Genomic DNA, 15039 nt, shown 5'->3' with positions numbered 1-15039 from the left:
GATCCGATCTTTATTTTTCGCTGCAACGATACTGAACGGGAGTCATTCCGAATCTCTCTTTAAAGAGACGATTAAAATGTTCAACGTTCTGGTATCCGGATGCCTCAGCTACTTTCTCGACCTTCATGTTTCCGTTTCTCAAAAGAGTACTTGCCTTGTTAAGTCTTATCTGCTTTACATTCTCACCGAAAGTCATTCCCGACTTGTCTTTGATGAACTTGGACAAATAAGGCTTTGAAAGGAAGAACTGCTTGGACAGATCTTCAAGTGTGATAGTGAGATAATTCTCCTGAATATAATTCATGATCGCGTTGATCCTCACATCTCTCACATCCTTGTTGTTCTTAACGGCATCAAGCTGGTTAACGGCAACAACAAGAGCGTTAATTGAAGATTTGATAATATCCTCGTCAATTCCAACTCCCCAGTACTTCTTGCCTTCAACGGTGATTCCGACATATGTACATGCCTTGGATGAAGAACCTCTTGAAAGAGCGTGCTCCTCATATGTTGAAAGCTCGTATTTTATTCCAAAGTACTGCTTGATGGCATTACTTACAGCGTCAAGACGTCCGTTTCCGTTTGCCTCAACAACCTGCTGGGCGTCAAGATGATCTAACTTAACCTCTGCAAGTATTCCCTCTTTCTGCTTGAAGTGACATTCATCAATCTTAAATACATGATTGTTGTGAACGTACTTATCCTCAAAGATCTGATAGATACGCATGGGAGAAAGCTCCGCATGCTCTCTGTCGGAAATGTCTTTGATCGTGTAGCTGACATCTTCCTGCATTTCTCTGGGAACCATCATACCATAATTATTCTTAAGAATATAGCTTACGCCACCTTTTCCTGACTGGCTGTTGATTCTGATAACGTCTCCGTCGTACTCTCTTCCGATATCCTTGGGATCGATGGGAAGATAAGGAACCGACCAGATTCCGTTGTCTTTCTTAAGTTCATGCCAGTTGAATCCCTTGGAGATCGCATCCTGGTGAGAACCTGAAAATGCAGTAAAGACAAGCTGTCCTGCATAAGGCTGTCTCTCGTAAATACGCATTCTTGTAAGTTTCTCATATGTCTCACCGACCTGTGGAAGGTGTGAAAAATCAAGCCCCGGATCTACACCGTGCGAATACATATTAAGGGCAAGTGTAACGATATCAACGTTACCTGTTCTCTCACCGTTTCCGAAAAGAGTTCCCTCAATTCTGTCAGCCCCCGCAAGACATCCGAGCTCCGCATCACCGACGCCGGTTCCTCTGTCATTATGAGGGTGAAGAGAAAGAGTTACCGCATCACGATACTTAAGTGAATTGTGAATATACTCAACCTGTGTAGCAAAAACGTGAGGCATTGCATTCTCAACAGTTGTAGGAATGTTGATTATTACCTTGTTTTCTTTTGTGGGCTTCCACACATCAAGAACAGCGTTACATACTTCAACAGCGTAATCAACCTCTGTTCCGGGGAAGCTTTCGGGTGAGTATTCAAAAGAGAAGTTTCCTTCAGTCTCTTTTGCGAGCTTATCGAGAAGCTTTGCTCCTTCAACAGCGATCTTCTTGACCTCATCCTTATCCTTTTTGAACACCTGCTCACGCTGTGCTACGGAAGTTGAGTTATAAAGATGGATGATGGCTCTTGGAGCCCCCTTTACAGCCTCAAATGTTCTCTTGATAATATGTTCTCTTGCCTGTGTAAGAACCTGAACCGTAACATCATCAGGAATCATATTTCTCTCAATCAAAGTTCTCGCAAATTCATATTCTGTAACAGAAGCTGCAGGGAAACCAATCTCAATCTCCTTGAAGCCGAGCTTAACAAGCATTGTGAAGAATTCAAGCTTCTCCTCAAGACTCATAGGCTCAATAAGCGCCTGATTTCCGTCTCTTAAGTCAACACTGCACCAAATGGGGGGAGTCTCGATATGATCCTTTGTTACCCAATTGTATGTTGCCTTAGGAGGCATATAGTACTGACACTGATACTTCTGACAATTATCCATTATTCATCTGCTCCTTGATTTCTTGATATTTTTTATCATAATCGAATTAAAATATCTCAGTTTTGTTGATGGATATTATGATATCACATTTTTTCACAAATAAAACATGGCAAAATTAATCATTTTACTTGATGTTTTTTGCCATGTCGCTATACTTTTCAGTTTTTATCCCAATATATCAATATACTCTCCGTTAAGAGCTTTGTTCATGCTTCGTACCGCACAGAACTTACCGCACATTGAGCATGTATCGTCAAACTCGGGAGACCTTTCGTCTCTTATCTTCTTTGCAGTCTCGGGATCAAGTGCGCACTCCCACTGCTTATCCCAGTCAAGCACTCTTCTCGCATCACCCATCTTGTTGTCCACATCCATTGCATGAGGAATCTTCTTTGCAATATCAGCTGCGTGAGCTGCAATCTTGGAAGCAATGATTCCCTGCTTAACGTCGTCGACATTTGGAAGTGCAAGGTGTTCAGCGGGTGTAACGTAGCAAAGGAACGCTGCTCCCGATGCTGCAGCGATAGCTCCTCCGATAGCGGATGTGATGTGATCGTATCCTGGTGCAATATCCGTAACAAGAGGGCCAAGTACATAGAAAGGAGCTCCCATACAGATTGTGTTCTGAATCTTCATATTGGCTTCTATCTGATCCATAGGCATGTGTCCGGGACCTTCAACCATTACCTGAACATCTTTTTCCCAAGCTTTCTTGGTAAGCTCGCCGAGCCTTACAAGTTCCTCTATCTGGCAAACATCGCTCGCATCCGCAAGGCATCCGGGTCTGCACGCATCTCCGAGTGAGATTGTAACGTCATACTCTCTGCAGATCTCAAGAATTTCATCATAATACTCATAAAAAGGATTCTCGTTACCCGTCATACACATCCATGCAAATACAAGAGAACCACCTCTTGATACGATATTCATTTTTCTCTTGTGCTTCTTGATCTGCTCAATCGTCTTTCTTGTAATTCCGCAGTGAAGTGTGACAAAGTCAACTCCGTCCTCAGCATGAAGTCTTACAACATCGATGAAATCCTTAGCCGTAAGCTCAGCAAGATCTCTCTGATAATGAATAACGCTGTCATATACGGGAACCGTTCCGATCATTGCAGGGCATGATTCTGTAAGCTTTTTTCTGAAAGGCTGTGTATTTCCGTGGCTTGAAAGATCCATAATAGCCTCAGCACCCATGTTTACAGCGGCCATAACCTTTTCCATCTCAATATCATAATCCTTGCAATCTCTTGATACACCAAGGTTTACGTTGATCTTGGTTCTGAGCATTGAACCAACGCCCTCAGGATCGATACATTTGTGATTCTTATTTGCGGGAATCGCAATCTTTCCTTCCGCAACAAGTGCTCTTATGAACTCAGTATCACGATACTCTTTTTTGGCAACCGCCTCCATCTCCTTGGTCACGATTCCTTTGCGCGCCGCCTCCATCTGTGTTGAATACTCTCTCATTAAAACCTTCTCCTATTCTGATTTTTTATATTTATGGTGTAATAAACTGATTTTTCCATGTTTTATATTCGAATCGCCCCGTTTCTTCAAAGTTCTCACGATTCTATATCATACGTATACGTAGTCGTTGTAAACCGGCTGAAGCCCTTCGCTTTCAATATCCTTATACATTCTGTTAAGGCTTCGTCCGTCCGATATTTCAAACTGCTCATCTCCGGCCTCTTCACCTTTTTCTTTTCCCGAATACTTCTGTTCGTGATCGCCGATTCCCGTCGATACTCCCGCAGAAACCTTGGTAGCAGCAATCTTCACAATGCCGTTTCTAAATTCCGCCGTTTCCCTCGATGAAACCGTTATTCCGCAGAACGGCAGGAATATTCTGTATGCGCAAAGTATCTGGCAAAGCTGTCTCTCGCCTACATCAAGCGGATTTATGGTCTCGTTGTTGATGATGGGACGAAGCCTTGGGCATGACAAAGACATCTCGGCGTAAGGATATTTTCTTTGCAAAAAATATACATGAAGCGCCGAAGCTAGCGCATCCTTCCTGAAATCCGAAAGCCCCAAAAGCGCAGAAAAAGCTACGCCGCGCATGCCGCCCATAAGTGCCCTCTCCTGTGCATCGAACCTATACGGCCAGACTCTCTTGTTTCCCATAAGATGCAGCTGTTCATATCTGACTGTATCGTAAGTTTCCTGAAATACAGTGACGTAGTCCACACCGCACTCGTGAAGATACTTGTAGTCTTTAACATTCACGGGATAAATCTCAATTCCGACCATTCGGAAATACTTCCTCGCGATCTTACATGCCTCTCCGATATACTCAATATCCGAATTGGCGGGGCTCTCTCCCGTAAGGATCAGGATTTCCTCCATTCCGCTGTCTGCTATAACCTTCATTTCATGTTCAATCTGCTCGTATGACAGCTTCATTCTCTTAATTCTGTTATAGCAGTTGAATCCGCAGTAAACGCAGTAGTTCTCGCAATAATTCGCGATATATATCGGGGTAAAAAGATATACCGTATTCCCAAAGTGCTTGCTCGTCTCGCGCTGTGCCTTCTCAGCCATCTGCTCCAGAAAAGGCTCCGCCGCAGGTGAAAGAAGTGCTTTGAAATCTTCAATCGAACATCTCTCGCTATCAAGAGCTCTTCTGACATCTTTCGCCGTATACTTGCTGTAATCATATGACTCAAAGTGCTCCATTACATTCTTGCAAACATCGGATTCGATCACGTCCATTCCGGGCAGATAAGCCATGTGATCCGTCCTGAACGAAGGATCGTTCTCAATCCTGTGTTTGCGCTCAAGCCCTGCCTCGGACAATTCATCCGAATCAATCAAAAAATGATTTTCCATATCTTCCTCCTTAGTGTTGCTGTCCATTCTGTACAAAAATCGAAATATCTTACAACAGCATCACTAATGCAAGAATCCTATCAAAGGATCGGATGCGCTGGCTCCGCGGGTCAAAACTCTTCCGACTCCGGCAAGATATGCCTTTCTTCCGGCTTCAATGGCATCTTTAAATGCTGATGCCATAAGAGTCAGATTTCCTGCTGTCGCAAGCGCTGTGTTTGCCATTATCGCAGCAGCTCCCATCTCCATTGCTTCGCAGGCCTGCGAAGGTCTTCCGATACCTGCGTCAACGATTATCGGAAGATCTATCTCATCTATAAGAATCTGTATAAATTCTTTTGTAGCAAGTCCCTTGTTGGAACCTATAGGCGATGCGAGCGGCATGATTGACGCTGCTCCCACTTCCTTAAGCTCTCTTGCAACATTGAGGTCCGGGTACATGTAAGGCATTACCACAAATCCTTCTTTTGCAAGTATCTCCGTCGCTTTGATAGTTTCATAATTGTCGGGCAAAAGATATTTCGTATCGCGCATGATCTCAATCTTTACAAAATCACCGCATCCAAGCTCTCTTGCAAGTCTGGCTATACGCACTGCCTCTTTTGCATCTCTTGCTCCGCTCGTATTTGGAAGGAGCGTAACATTCTTGGGAATAAAATCCAGAATGTTCTCCTCATCCTTCGTATTTGTTCGTCTTACTGCAAGCGTGATTATCTCAGCGCCCGCATCACGTGTTGCAGCCTCGATAAGTTTCATCGAGTACTTTCCCGATCCGAGAATGAATCTCGAATTAAATTCTTTTCCTCCGATAATAAGTTTGTCTTCTGTCATTTTCCTTCTCCTACCCGATGTGCTGTAATATTGCCGATCTGAATATTTCATTGTCTGCTAAAACTCGGCTTGTCAGCTCATCAAATCATTCACGTTTCCGTTTCTCCCATCAATATGCGCAGCGCCATATGTGCTTCGTGTGCTGCACACACCATCACTCTCGAAGAGATCAATCCTATGCCGTCATTTACGTCACTAACGGAATCTCCGGATAAAAAGAACCTTTTCGAGATCTTTTTTGTCTTAATAAGATTGGCACTTCCAAAGCCCGCCATTCCGGAGCTTGATACAAGGTACTTTTCGGGAGCATTTTCAAGTATCGCATTTACAAGCATTGCTTTGTTCTCTGCCTTATCAAATGCCTCGCAGACTAAGTCTGCGTCTTTTGTAAGTTCGATGACATTTTCTTCTGTGACTTTCGTGTTATGCGTCTCGATGGTTATATATGGATTTATTTCTTTCAGATTATCCGAAAGAGCTTGTGTCTTCGGTATACCAACCTGCGCAGCCTTGTACTGCTGCCTGTGAAGATTGGATATATCAACCTTATCAAAGTCGATAAGTATCAGCTTTCCAACGCCTGCTCTTGCAAGGCATATCGATATATTTGAACCGAGCCCTCCAAGTCCGCAGATTGCCACTGTCGCCTTGTCAAATTTCTTTTGATTTTCGGCTCCGTGCCGCTCTATGAGCGCATTGTAGAACTCCTCTCTCGTCGGTGTCATATCAGCCACCTCCCACAAAGCTCACAACTTCTACGATATCTCCGTCCTTAAGAACAGTAGCATCGTAACATACCTTTGGTACGATTTCTTCATTGATCTCAACAGCAATCCTGGCCTTGTCGTAATTAAGTTCCTCAAGAACCGCAGTCAGCTGCTTGTTTTCATATTGGTATTCTTCTCCGTTTATTTTGACCATATACCCTCCTGCTTACTCCTATTTCATAAATCCACCATGTGATCAAGTGGTCCCGAACCCTTGCCCAGATTAAGTCCCGACGCGATTGCATCAGAGATATATGCTTTTGCATTTCGTATAGCATCTTCGAGATTCAAACCAAGTGCAAGGTTTGAAGCTATCGCGCTTGAGAGTGTGCATCCCGTTCCGTGAGTGTTGCTGCTCTCAATTCTTTTTCCCTCGAACCACGTAAGCTTCCCGTTCTCATAAAGAACATCGCTGGCATCTTCTATGCTGTGGCCGCCCTTTAAAAGAACCGCACATCCGCTCTCATTTCCAAGTTCTTCCGCAGCTTTTTCCATATCTTTTCTCGATGTTATCTTAAGTCCCGTAAGTGCCTGAGCTTCAGGTATGTTGGGCGTTATAACACGGCTTATGGGAAAAAGAAGCCTCGCCATAACCTCGGCTGTCGAATCCTTCATAAGGCTGCTGCCGCTTGTAGCAACCATCACCGGATCCACAACAAGATTTTTTACCTTATACTTGGTGAGCTTTTCGTGCACCACCTTAACCTGCTCTGCAGACGGAAGCATTCCGATCTTAGCCGCATCGCACGGAATGTCACTAAGGCAAGCTTCAATCTGCTCCCCAAGAAAATCGGGACTTGACTCCATAATATCCGTAACTCCTGTTGTATTCTGGGCTGTTAGCGCCGTTATCGCAGTCATCCCATATACCTTGTGTGCAGTCATTGTCTTAAGATCTGCCTGAATGCCGGCTCCGCCGCTACTGTCGCTTCCCGCTATAGATAAAACTACTTTCATTGAAAACCTCTCCCGATCGTATAATTTCTGATATGCAATAATCTGCATTTTTCATTGATAAATAGCTTTTATTCGCATTTATGTATAATCACAACTCTTCAATCGCTTTAATCAGTCCCTGCGCCGCTTCCCTTGGCGACTCAGATTTCATGATCGCAGACACTACGCAGATTCCGGCGATTGGAATGCCTTTTAATACACCAAGGTTGTCTTTATTTAGCCCGCCTATCGCATTTGCCGGAATCGGTACCGCATTGCAGATATCATTTAAAGTTTCAGTTGAAGTAAGAATCGTTTTTTACCTTTGTCGTTGTCGGATATATCGCACCCACACCCAGATAATCCGCACCTGCTTTGTACGCTGCAAGTGCCTGCTCGACAGTCTTGGTTGTTGCGCCAACTATCTTGTCTTTTCCCAGAATCTTTCTTGCCGTCTCAACAGGCATATCCTCTCTTCCGACATGTACTCCGTCTGCGCCTGTCGCAAGAACGACATCAACTCTGTCATCAACGATAAGCGGCACATTGTGCTTTCTTGTGATTTCAAGCGCCTTACTTACGAGATTTATATACTCCGCTGTCGACTTATTTTTTTCCCTGATCTGGACAAAGGTAACACCGCCTTCTATCGCCTCTTCAAGAGCTTTAAGGAATTCTTCGTCGCTCTTATCCGTGCTGTCCGTGACAAGGTAGAGCTTAAGCTGCTTTCTGTCTAGTACCATGTAACTTTCTTCCTTTCTTCAATGATGTCGTCATTTATTTCCGCGATAGCGTCAAACAATCGCATCAGGAACATGTTGCCCTCTGCGTTCTCTCCGCTTATCCCAAAAGCCGACGTCGCATTCACAACCGCTTCAATACTTGTATCTACCGCAAAAAAACTTGCGCACACTGCTCCGAGCATACATCCCGTTCCGGTTATGCTACCGAGCTTTTTCGTTCCGTTCTCGATAACCGCCGTTCTGCTGCCGTATGTTACTATGTCTTTTTCTCCGCTTGCAAGAACTATGGCATTAAGGTTATTTGCAAGTTCCTTGGCGATGTTGATTGTCTCTTCGAATGTGAGCTTCTTATCCGCATCAACTCCTGATGATTTATAGTCGATGTCGAAAAGAGCCCGTATCTCAGAGTAATTGCCTTTTATCAGCATCGGAGCTTTAGGATTTCTTTTACCTGTCATCTTTTTTACGATGCTTCTTCGAAGCTCCGAGCATGCAACGCCCACCGCATCTATGACAACGGGCAGCTCTTTTTGCATGGCCTCGTCATACGATATCGTCATTGCTTCCAGCCTGTCTCTCGTCACGTTTCCGAAGTTGAGCAAAAGAGCTTTCGCACTTGCCGTAATCTCACGAACTTCATCGGGATGCTCCGCCATTATCGGTCTTGCACCAAGAAGAAGCACGGCATTGGCACACTGCATTATTGAGATTGGGTTAGTGATGCAGTGAATTAGGGGCGATTGTTCTTTTAGTTGTTTGCAGATGTTTGTTTTCATATAAGGCTATCCTGTATCTTTCTAAGCATTCCTGTAGCGGACAGTCTCTTCAGAAGAAGGTACGCAATGCTTCCACCTATCAGCGTTCCCATGATAAATGAAGGGACATAGAAGAAAAGTGTTAGCCCAGTTTTGCCCCAAAGATAAGTCATAACGGGATATGATACGATCGCGCCGATAATTCCGGTTCCGATGATCTCGCCGATAACCGCTGCGATAATCTTGCCCTTTGAAAGCTTATACAAAATTCCGGAAAGAGCTGCGCCAAACACCGCACCCGTAAGCGCAAGCGGCGGAATCCCCATCGTCGTCATTCTTATCACGCCGATCAAAACCGCACATGTAAAGGCATACACAGGCCCCATAAACACAGCGCACGTGATATTGATAAGATGCGCCATAGGGCACATTCCCTCAACACGAAGTATCGGAGAAATCACAACTCCAAGCGCGACAAACATAGCAAGCGTAACCATTTTCAGCAATACTTTTTGATTTTTCATATCAATCTCCTTTTGACGGGCCTGAAAATCAATGCACGATAGTGCTTTAGCATCCGGCGGAGGCATCTTTTTTTTGCATCAAAAAAGCGGAAGCTCCCGTCCGGTAAGCTTCCGCATAAATCTCCTATTTCTACAAGGCATCCCTACGTTGGCATTATCCAAATCAGGTTCTCGGTCGAAGGTCACACCTTCCTCTCAGCCTGTAATACAAGCTCCCGTCTGTTTAATTTTTATAAATATGGTTATACACCATTATGAATGGAATTACAATATGGCGTTTTCTTAATTGATTCCGTTAATTTTTCACTCACTCCAGCTCATACACAACCTTCCGAATCTCCTCATTAAGCTCCTGCCTCCTGTCATTCAAAAGCAGTATCTTATTATATTTGTAATACGCTTCATTTCCCGTCTCGCGAACAAACTTAAGGCTGTAGTAAGCGTTCGAAAGCTCTGTAAGAAAAATGACCATCTCCTGGCTTCCCGAAAGAGACTCCTCATCGCCAAACACGCGATTTATAAATTCAAGGCTGTTCGTAAGATGCCTTCCGGCTTCTTCGCTTGCGTTTTTTCCTTGCAAGCTCGCGGCTGTTGAACCACTCTTTCACCACTGAGACAGGATTCTTATCGCAATCCTTGGCAATAATCTCTGCGCAGTTCTTTAGCTCTGCTGCCGCAATTCGCCTGTACTTCTCGTCATCGCGGCTCACCATTCCGGTCTCGACATCCTTCTTTAAAATCTCCAGCTCCTCATCAGCTTTTGACAATAAATACTCCGAAGCAGCATCGGCTTTTAAGGCATTCTTTTCACAGCAACCAAGAAACTCCTTCAAGACTGCGAACAAGCTCTTCTGAACCGCTTGATCTTTGGCATAGTCCCTAAACTCTTCCATCAGTTTATCTGTAAGAAGCCCGATAATACTGAGCTTTTCATCAAAGCTTCCGTTTCGAAGGGCATCCCTGTCCTCAAACGCCTCTCCCTCAAGAATCTTGGGAATCTTATAAAGCTCTCTGTACCTGTGATAAAGCTCATAATACGTTGCAAAATCAGAAGCAATATCCGCATTCTGAATATACTGACTGACAAGATTCTCATCCACAACAACGCCGAGTTTCTCATGAACCTTGATAACTCTCGATAAATCCTCCCAGCCTCTTGCGGTCACAAAACTTCTTTTCTCGAGCTCAGTCCTGATGCTGTAGAAATTATCTTTTTTAATCTCCAGATAAGCGAGGATCGCACCGTGAACGCCTGCCTTATATGCATATTCCTTCCACGCCTCAAAGTCCTCTTCAATATCAATCTGACGCACTCTGTCGAGAGTTACTATATCGAAATCTCTGACCGACTTGTTATACTTCGCAGGATTTCCGGCAGTCACAATTATATATCCGTCAGGAAGCTTATGTGTTCCGAAAGTCTTGTACTGAAGAAACTGAAGCATCGTAGGTGCAAGCGTTTCCGAGACGCAGTTTATCTCATCAAGGAAAAGAATTCCCTCTTTTACCCCGGATTTCTCTATCTGATCGTAAACAGCCGCTATTATCTCGCTCATAGTGTATTCGGTTACCGAATACTTCTTCCCACCATACTCTTTCTCAGAGATCATCGGAAGTCCGATGGCGCTCTGCCTCGTGTGATGAGTTATCGTATAAGATACAAGACCTATTCCAAGCTCCCACGCAATCTGCTCCATTATCGCAGTCTTACCTATTCCGGGAGGTCCCATAAGAAGAACGGGTCTCTGCCTGTTTACGGGAATCTCATACTGCCCGCTCTCATCTTTCGTAAGATATGCCCTAACGGCATTTTTCACTTCCTCTTTTGCTTCATTTATGTTCATGGTCAATCCCTCATCTATTGTTATGCAATTATCTTAAAAAAGACGTGTTTCAATTTACGCAGCATATTTCATAATCAAATGTATAAATCTATGCGCCATACTCAAAACCACTTTCTTATACATAGAGCTTCAGCGCCCACTCCGGCACCTTTGTATCATCGATGTCACCATCCTTCGGAAACGCAAACGCAACATCGTAGTCAGGGCTCTTTTCCGGATACTCTCCATACCCGTCGGTAAAATATATTAGCCCCTTCAGATTCTCAAACTCTCCCTTTTCGCGCAAGTTCTCGACATATTCAAACACAGGCCTAAAGTCCGTTCCAAAGCCGCCTTCAACCGTAATCTTACCGATGCGCCTCTCCATATCTTCAACGGATTCAATAAGCTCATCCTTCTGCACCCTGTCGTCGCACTCGATAAGATGCACCTTGATCTTCTGAAAAAAGCTCTCCTTGTCCAAAAGAATTTTCGCCGCCTCTCGAAGAAATCCCTCAAGCAGCGTATCCGTACAGGACGCCGAAGTATCCACCGCGATCACCAGCTCTTTTAACCGCTTAACTTCCCTGAACTCGTTCTCTTCAATAAGCGGCATATTTCCGTAATGCGTCATCCCAAAGGAATACATCCCGTAGTCGAAGCTATCAAGGTCGATACCGCCCTCTTCCCTAAGTATCATAAACCTCTTTAAAAATTCCCGGTAATCCGTCCTTGACGTATTCTGTATCTGCAGAAGAAAAGAGAGCTTCCCGACCTTATCCGACGCCCTGCTTGAAAGCGCATCTATCTCGCTCTGAAGACGTTTTGCCTCTTTCTCCCAGTCTTTTTCTTTATCCTTAATCTCCCTTAAAACAAGCGGACTTATCAGCTTTTCCTTAAGCTTCTCATCTTCGTCGTTTTCTTTCTCCGGCTCATCCTTCGGAATCCTTCTGAAAAAACCGTGATCATCAAGCTTAAACTCCCGCTCTGCCCGTTCAAGCTCATCTATCGAAAGTTCTTTTCCCTCAACAGAAAAAAATCTGTATAACTTCTCCACAGTCAAAACCTTGAGTTCATCCTCTAAAAGCGCATACATCCTGTCCCTGTAATCCGACGTAACCCTGTAGATGCAAGGATAGTCCATACCGTCGAGAATCGATTCGACCACGATATCGGCGCACAGATCAAAGAGTCTCTCATCCTCATAGAACGCTGAGGTGTACATATGCCTGAATATGCAGTGAAGTATCATGTGCAGATACGTTCTGTTAAGCTTCCCCGGCTCCTCGACAAAGAGCTTTAATATATACGAAGGATTGTACCTGATGTTCACCGCATCCGTACCTACTGTAACCGTCGAAAGATCCATCTCATACCGAAGGCTCATAAGCGCTGCCCCCATGAATCTCATAGCAATATATAGTTCCGTTCTCGAAGCCTCAAGTGCCTTTACACCTACAGCCTCAAGCTCCCTTCTTTTCGCACTTCCGGAAGTACCTTGATCCATGTCTTTCTCCATCTCAGCCTCCGCCTTTTACAAAAGATTGAATTCCTCGAAATTCCCACCGGGCTTTCTGCTCCGCTCGACAATAACCGCGCACAGCAAAGTCTTTCCGGCATCCGTAGCTCTTTTTATCCCCTCTTCGATATGCTCATCAAGGAAAAGAGCTCCGGTCGCACCCATCCTGTAATCAAGGAGCTTACCGATATACTCAAGATTCTCTTCAGTCTCAGATGCCTCATCTATCAATCTGTTAAAAATGCTTCCAAAATTATCGGAAACATACTCCTCATACTTTTCTCTGAATCTGTCTTCAAGTTTAAGCGGATACAAAAGCCTCCCCATAGCTATATCCTCAGCGATCTCGCTTCCGTCTATTATCGCCTTTTCAAAGAGCTTGTCATACTCCCTGAAATTGATGAAACTCCTGTCAACGCACTCCCTGTACGCATAGCCCGATCCGCCTATAGAGAACTGGATCGTCCTCGCCATTGTATTCTCATTGAAATCATAAAGAAACTCAGGAAAGGTCAAAAGAGCTTCTTCAACGTTTCCATCCTCTTGATGAATCTTTATCCAAAAGCTCAGTGTCCTGTCCACATCCGCGAGAAAATTTCGAATTATCTCGTATCTTCCGCTTTTTATAGTCACATCTATTTTTCTGAGACTGTCGCACTGCCTCAAAACGCCGTCGTAATAATCGATTATTCCATCGTACACGCTTATCTCTTTAAGCGACTTACAGTTGTGAAAAGCAAATCCGAAAACAGTCTTAATACTCTTGGGAAGTACAACACTTTCGATATCGTCTCTTCCTGAAAAAGAGTGATTTCCTATTTCCTCAACCAAGGCGCCGTCAATCTTATGAGGTATCACAAGTTTCCTGATGCTGCCCTCATATCCCGTTATCGCAATATATTCATGTCCGTCTTTTTTATGATTCTTTTTCTCATACAAAAACATTTCGCTTTAAAGTTCCTTCCTGCACTACTCGAAGTTTACCAAAACCACTACCTCGGCGCAACATTGTGGTCACAACGCTTTAAAACTTGTATATACAACTTACGTTTAATCGGTGATAAAATACATATATTATCTCAAGCTTATTATAAAGGGGAGCAATCATGGATAACCCAAAATCAACATCGCTTAAATATCAGCAAATAGAGGAAGAACTAAAGCAACTCATCTTGGAGGAAAAGATAAAACCCGGAGAAAAAAATGCCGTCCGAGAACGTGCTTACCGCAAAGTATGGCGTAAGCCGTCAGACAGTCAGAAAAGCCATCTCCAACCTGATAAATGAAGGCTTTGTATATGCGGTTCAGGGAAGCGGCACTTACTGCTCCGATGCTTCAAGATTTAAAAAAGACTCAAAGGATATCGCCGTTGTGATGACGTACCTTTCGGACTACATTTTCCCGAAAGTCATAAGCGGTATCGATTCCGTTCTTTCTGAAAACGGGTACAGTATTGTGCTCAAAAATACAAACAACTCAAGGACAAGAGAAATAAAGTGTCTGGAAGAGCTTATTGAAAAAAATATCGACGGCATAATCATAGAACCCAGTAAGAGTAACGTTTTTTGCAAGCACAAGTATCTGTATGACAAGCTTGATTCTTACGGAATCCCCTATATCTTCATTCAGGGCGCATACTCCGTTATGGAAGACAAACCGCATGTCATCATGAATGACGAGAAAGGCACATATCTTTTGACAGAGCACCTGATCAATCTTGGACACAGGAATATCCTCGGGGTATTTAAAAGCGATGACACGCAGGGGCAAAACAGGCACAAAGGTTATGCCAAGGCTCTCGCCAAAGCAGGAATCACATATGATCCGGAAAATGTCATATGGTTCTACACAGAAGACAGAGCCGTGCACCCCTACACCACTCTGCAGAAGATGATCAAAAGCGGTAAAAAAGTCGACGCCATCGTAGCCTACAACGATCAGATAGCCTTTCACCTCATCAAAGCTATACGCGAGCTCGGCCTTAAGGTTCCTGAAGACATTTCGATCACAGGATATGACAACTCGCAAACTGCAAGTAACACAGACATTACCCTCACAACCATAGCCCACCCCCAGCAGGAACTCGGCAAGATTGCCGCAGAGGCACTCCTAAAAATGATTCGCGGCGAAGAAGTCGACAAAACAATTGTCATAGAACCCAAGCTCATCGTCGGCAACTCCTGCAAAAGCATGTAAAAATTAACCCCTAAACGGTAACCCGCGCAGAATGTTTACAACTTGACCACTCGTACGTACAAGTTTGAAAATCAGATTATAACGTATTGTCTTTTTTGTGAGAAG

Annotated in this window: 16 protein-coding genes and 1 riboswitch; of the genes, 1 reads left to right on the top strand and 15 read right to left on the bottom strand. The window is 44.1% G+C overall.

Features of this window, described 5'->3' with window-relative positions; translation table 11 throughout:
• Positions 1-10: 10 nt before the first annotated feature.
• From CD00_RS0116010 to CD00_RS18820, 15 genes are all read right to left on the bottom strand, one after another.
• Positions 11-2005 carry a 2-isopropylmalate synthase gene (locus CD00_RS0116010; protein ID WP_026656880.1) on the bottom strand — a complete coding sequence of 665 codons (1995 nt, stop codon included), beginning with the start codon at positions 2003-2005 and terminating at the stop codon, positions 11-13.
• Between the two features lie 165 nt (positions 2006-2170).
• Positions 2171-3478: a phosphomethylpyrimidine synthase ThiC gene (gene thiC / locus CD00_RS0116005; RefSeq protein ID WP_026656879.1), complete on the bottom strand. Its 1308-nt coding sequence runs from the start codon at positions 3476-3478 to the stop codon at positions 2171-2173.
• A 108-nt stretch (positions 3479-3586) separates the two neighbouring features.
• Entirely contained in the window at positions 3587-4840 is a 1254-nt protein-coding gene (gene thiH / locus CD00_RS0116000; protein WP_026656877.1) for a 2-iminoacetate synthase ThiH, read from the bottom strand.
• Between the two features lie 63 nt (positions 4841-4903).
• Positions 4904-5671 (bottom strand): thiazole synthase, encoded by a 768-nt coding sequence (locus CD00_RS0115995; protein WP_026656876.1) that lies wholly within the window; start codon positions 5669-5671, stop codon positions 4904-4906.
• Between the two features lie 89 nt (positions 5672-5760).
• Positions 5761-6396 carry a thiamine biosynthesis protein ThiF gene (thiF, locus tag CD00_RS0115990; RefSeq protein ID WP_026656875.1) on the bottom strand — a complete coding sequence of 212 codons (636 nt, stop codon included), beginning with the start codon at positions 6394-6396 and terminating at the stop codon, positions 5761-5763.
• A 1-nt stretch (position 6397) separates the two neighbouring features.
• Positions 6398-6592: a sulfur carrier protein ThiS gene (thiS, locus tag CD00_RS0115985; protein ID WP_026656874.1), complete on the bottom strand. Its 195-nt coding sequence runs from the start codon at positions 6590-6592 to the stop codon at positions 6398-6400.
• 23 nt (positions 6593-6615) lie between these two features.
• Positions 6616-7395, bottom strand: coding sequence for a bifunctional hydroxymethylpyrimidine kinase/phosphomethylpyrimidine kinase (gene thiD, locus CD00_RS0115980; protein WP_026656873.1), 780 nt, complete (start codon positions 7393-7395; stop codon positions 6616-6618).
• 88 nt (positions 7396-7483) lie between these two features.
• Positions 7484-7624 carry a hypothetical protein gene (locus tag CD00_RS21435; RefSeq protein ID WP_334291142.1) on the bottom strand — a complete coding sequence of 47 codons (141 nt, stop codon included), beginning with the start codon at positions 7622-7624 and terminating at the stop codon, positions 7484-7486.
• Positions 7625-7670: 46 nt separating this feature from the next.
• Complete coding sequence (thiE, locus tag CD00_RS18840) at positions 7671-8117, bottom strand: thiamine phosphate synthase (RefSeq protein WP_330370473.1); 447 nt, start codon at positions 8115-8117, stop codon at positions 7671-7673.
• Positions 8108-8893, bottom strand: coding sequence for a hydroxyethylthiazole kinase (thiM, locus tag CD00_RS0115970; protein WP_026656872.1), 786 nt, complete (start codon positions 8891-8893; stop codon positions 8108-8110). Before thiM ends, thiE begins: the two co-directional genes overlap by 10 nt.
• Positions 8890-9396, bottom strand: coding sequence for an energy coupling factor transporter S component ThiW (gene thiW, locus CD00_RS0115965; RefSeq protein WP_026656871.1), 507 nt, complete (start codon positions 9394-9396; stop codon positions 8890-8892). Before thiW ends, thiM begins: the two co-directional genes overlap by 4 nt.
• Before the next feature lie 123 nt (positions 9397-9519).
• Positions 9520-9622, bottom strand: a riboswitch (TPP riboswitch).
• An 81-nt stretch (positions 9623-9703) separates the two neighbouring features.
• A complete protein-coding gene (locus CD00_RS21295; RefSeq protein WP_034462178.1) occupies positions 9704-9907 on the bottom strand; it encodes a hypothetical protein in 204 nt (67 codons plus the stop codon).
• A 13-nt stretch (positions 9908-9920) separates the two neighbouring features.
• Positions 9921-11240, bottom strand: a complete 1320-nt coding sequence (locus CD00_RS18830) for an ATP-binding protein (protein WP_081811949.1) — start codon at positions 11238-11240, stop codon at positions 9921-9923.
• A 115-nt stretch (positions 11241-11355) separates the two neighbouring features.
• Positions 11356-12738 carry a vWA domain-containing protein gene (locus CD00_RS18825; protein ID WP_034462177.1) on the bottom strand — a complete coding sequence of 461 codons (1383 nt, stop codon included), beginning with the start codon at positions 12736-12738 and terminating at the stop codon, positions 11356-11358.
• A 15-nt stretch (positions 12739-12753) separates the two neighbouring features.
• Entirely contained in the window at positions 12754-13683 is a 930-nt protein-coding gene (locus CD00_RS18820; protein WP_051199221.1) for a leucine-rich repeat protein, read from the bottom strand.
• A 258-nt stretch (positions 13684-13941) separates the two neighbouring features.
• Between CD00_RS18820 and CD00_RS18815 the strand changes: the two genes are divergently transcribed.
• Positions 13942-14934 (top strand): GntR family transcriptional regulator, encoded by a 993-nt coding sequence (locus CD00_RS18815; protein WP_330370472.1) that lies wholly within the window; start codon positions 13942-13944, stop codon positions 14932-14934.
• The last annotated feature ends 105 nt before the right edge of the window (positions 14935-15039 follow it).

The sequence above is a fragment of the Butyrivibrio sp. AE3003 genome, assembly GCF_000686065.1.
Lineage (GTDB): Bacteria > Bacillota > Clostridia > Lachnospirales > Lachnospiraceae > Butyrivibrio > Butyrivibrio hungatei_A.
Note: the sequence above shows the minus strand (reverse complement) of the source record. Positions and strands in the feature narration are given on the sequence as shown.

Coding starts and splice junctions, on each gene's coding strand:
- CD00_RS0116010 (WP_026656880.1), bottom strand. CDS start 2,005: ATGGATAATTGTCAGAAGTATCAGTGTCAGTACTATATGCCTCCTAAG.
- thiC (WP_026656879.1), bottom strand. CDS start 3,478: ATGAGAGAGTATTCAACACAGATGGAGGCGGCGCGCAAAGGAATCGTG.
- thiH (WP_026656877.1), bottom strand. CDS start 4,840: ATGGAAAATCATTTTTTGATTGATTCGGATGAATTGTCCGAGGCAGGG.
- CD00_RS0115995 (WP_026656876.1), bottom strand. CDS start 5,671: ATGACAGAAGACAAACTTATTATCGGAGGAAAAGAATTTAATTCGAGA.
- thiF (WP_026656875.1), bottom strand. CDS start 6,396: ATGACACCGACGAGAGAGGAGTTCTACAATGCGCTCATAGAGCGGCAC.
- thiS (WP_026656874.1), bottom strand. CDS start 6,592: ATGGTCAAAATAAACGGAGAAGAATACCAATATGAAAACAAGCAGCTG.
- thiD (WP_026656873.1), bottom strand. CDS start 7,395: ATGAAAGTAGTTTTATCTATAGCGGGAAGCGACAGTAGCGGCGGAGCC.
- thiE (WP_330370473.1), bottom strand. CDS start 8,117: ATGGTACTAGACAGAAAGCAGCTTAAGCTCTACCTTGTCACGGACAGC.
- thiM (WP_026656872.1), bottom strand. CDS start 8,893: ATGAAAACAAACATCTGCAAACAACTAAAAGAACAATCGCCCCTAATT.
- thiW (WP_026656871.1), bottom strand. CDS start 9,396: ATGAAAAATCAAAAAGTATTGCTGAAAATGGTTACGCTTGCTATGTTT.
- CD00_RS18830 (WP_081811949.1), bottom strand. CDS start 11,240: ATGAACATAAATGAAGCAAAAGAGGAAGTGAAAAATGCCGTTAGGGCA.
- CD00_RS18825 (WP_034462177.1), bottom strand. CDS start 12,738: ATGGAGAAAGACATGGATCAAGGTACTTCCGGAAGTGCGAAAAGAAGG.
- CD00_RS18820 (WP_051199221.1), bottom strand. CDS start 13,683: ATGTTTTTGTATGAGAAAAAGAATCATAAAAAAGACGGACATGAATAT.
- CD00_RS18815 (WP_330370472.1), top strand. CDS start 13,942: ATGCCGTCCGAGAACGTGCTTACCGCAAAGTATGGCGTAAGCCGTCAG.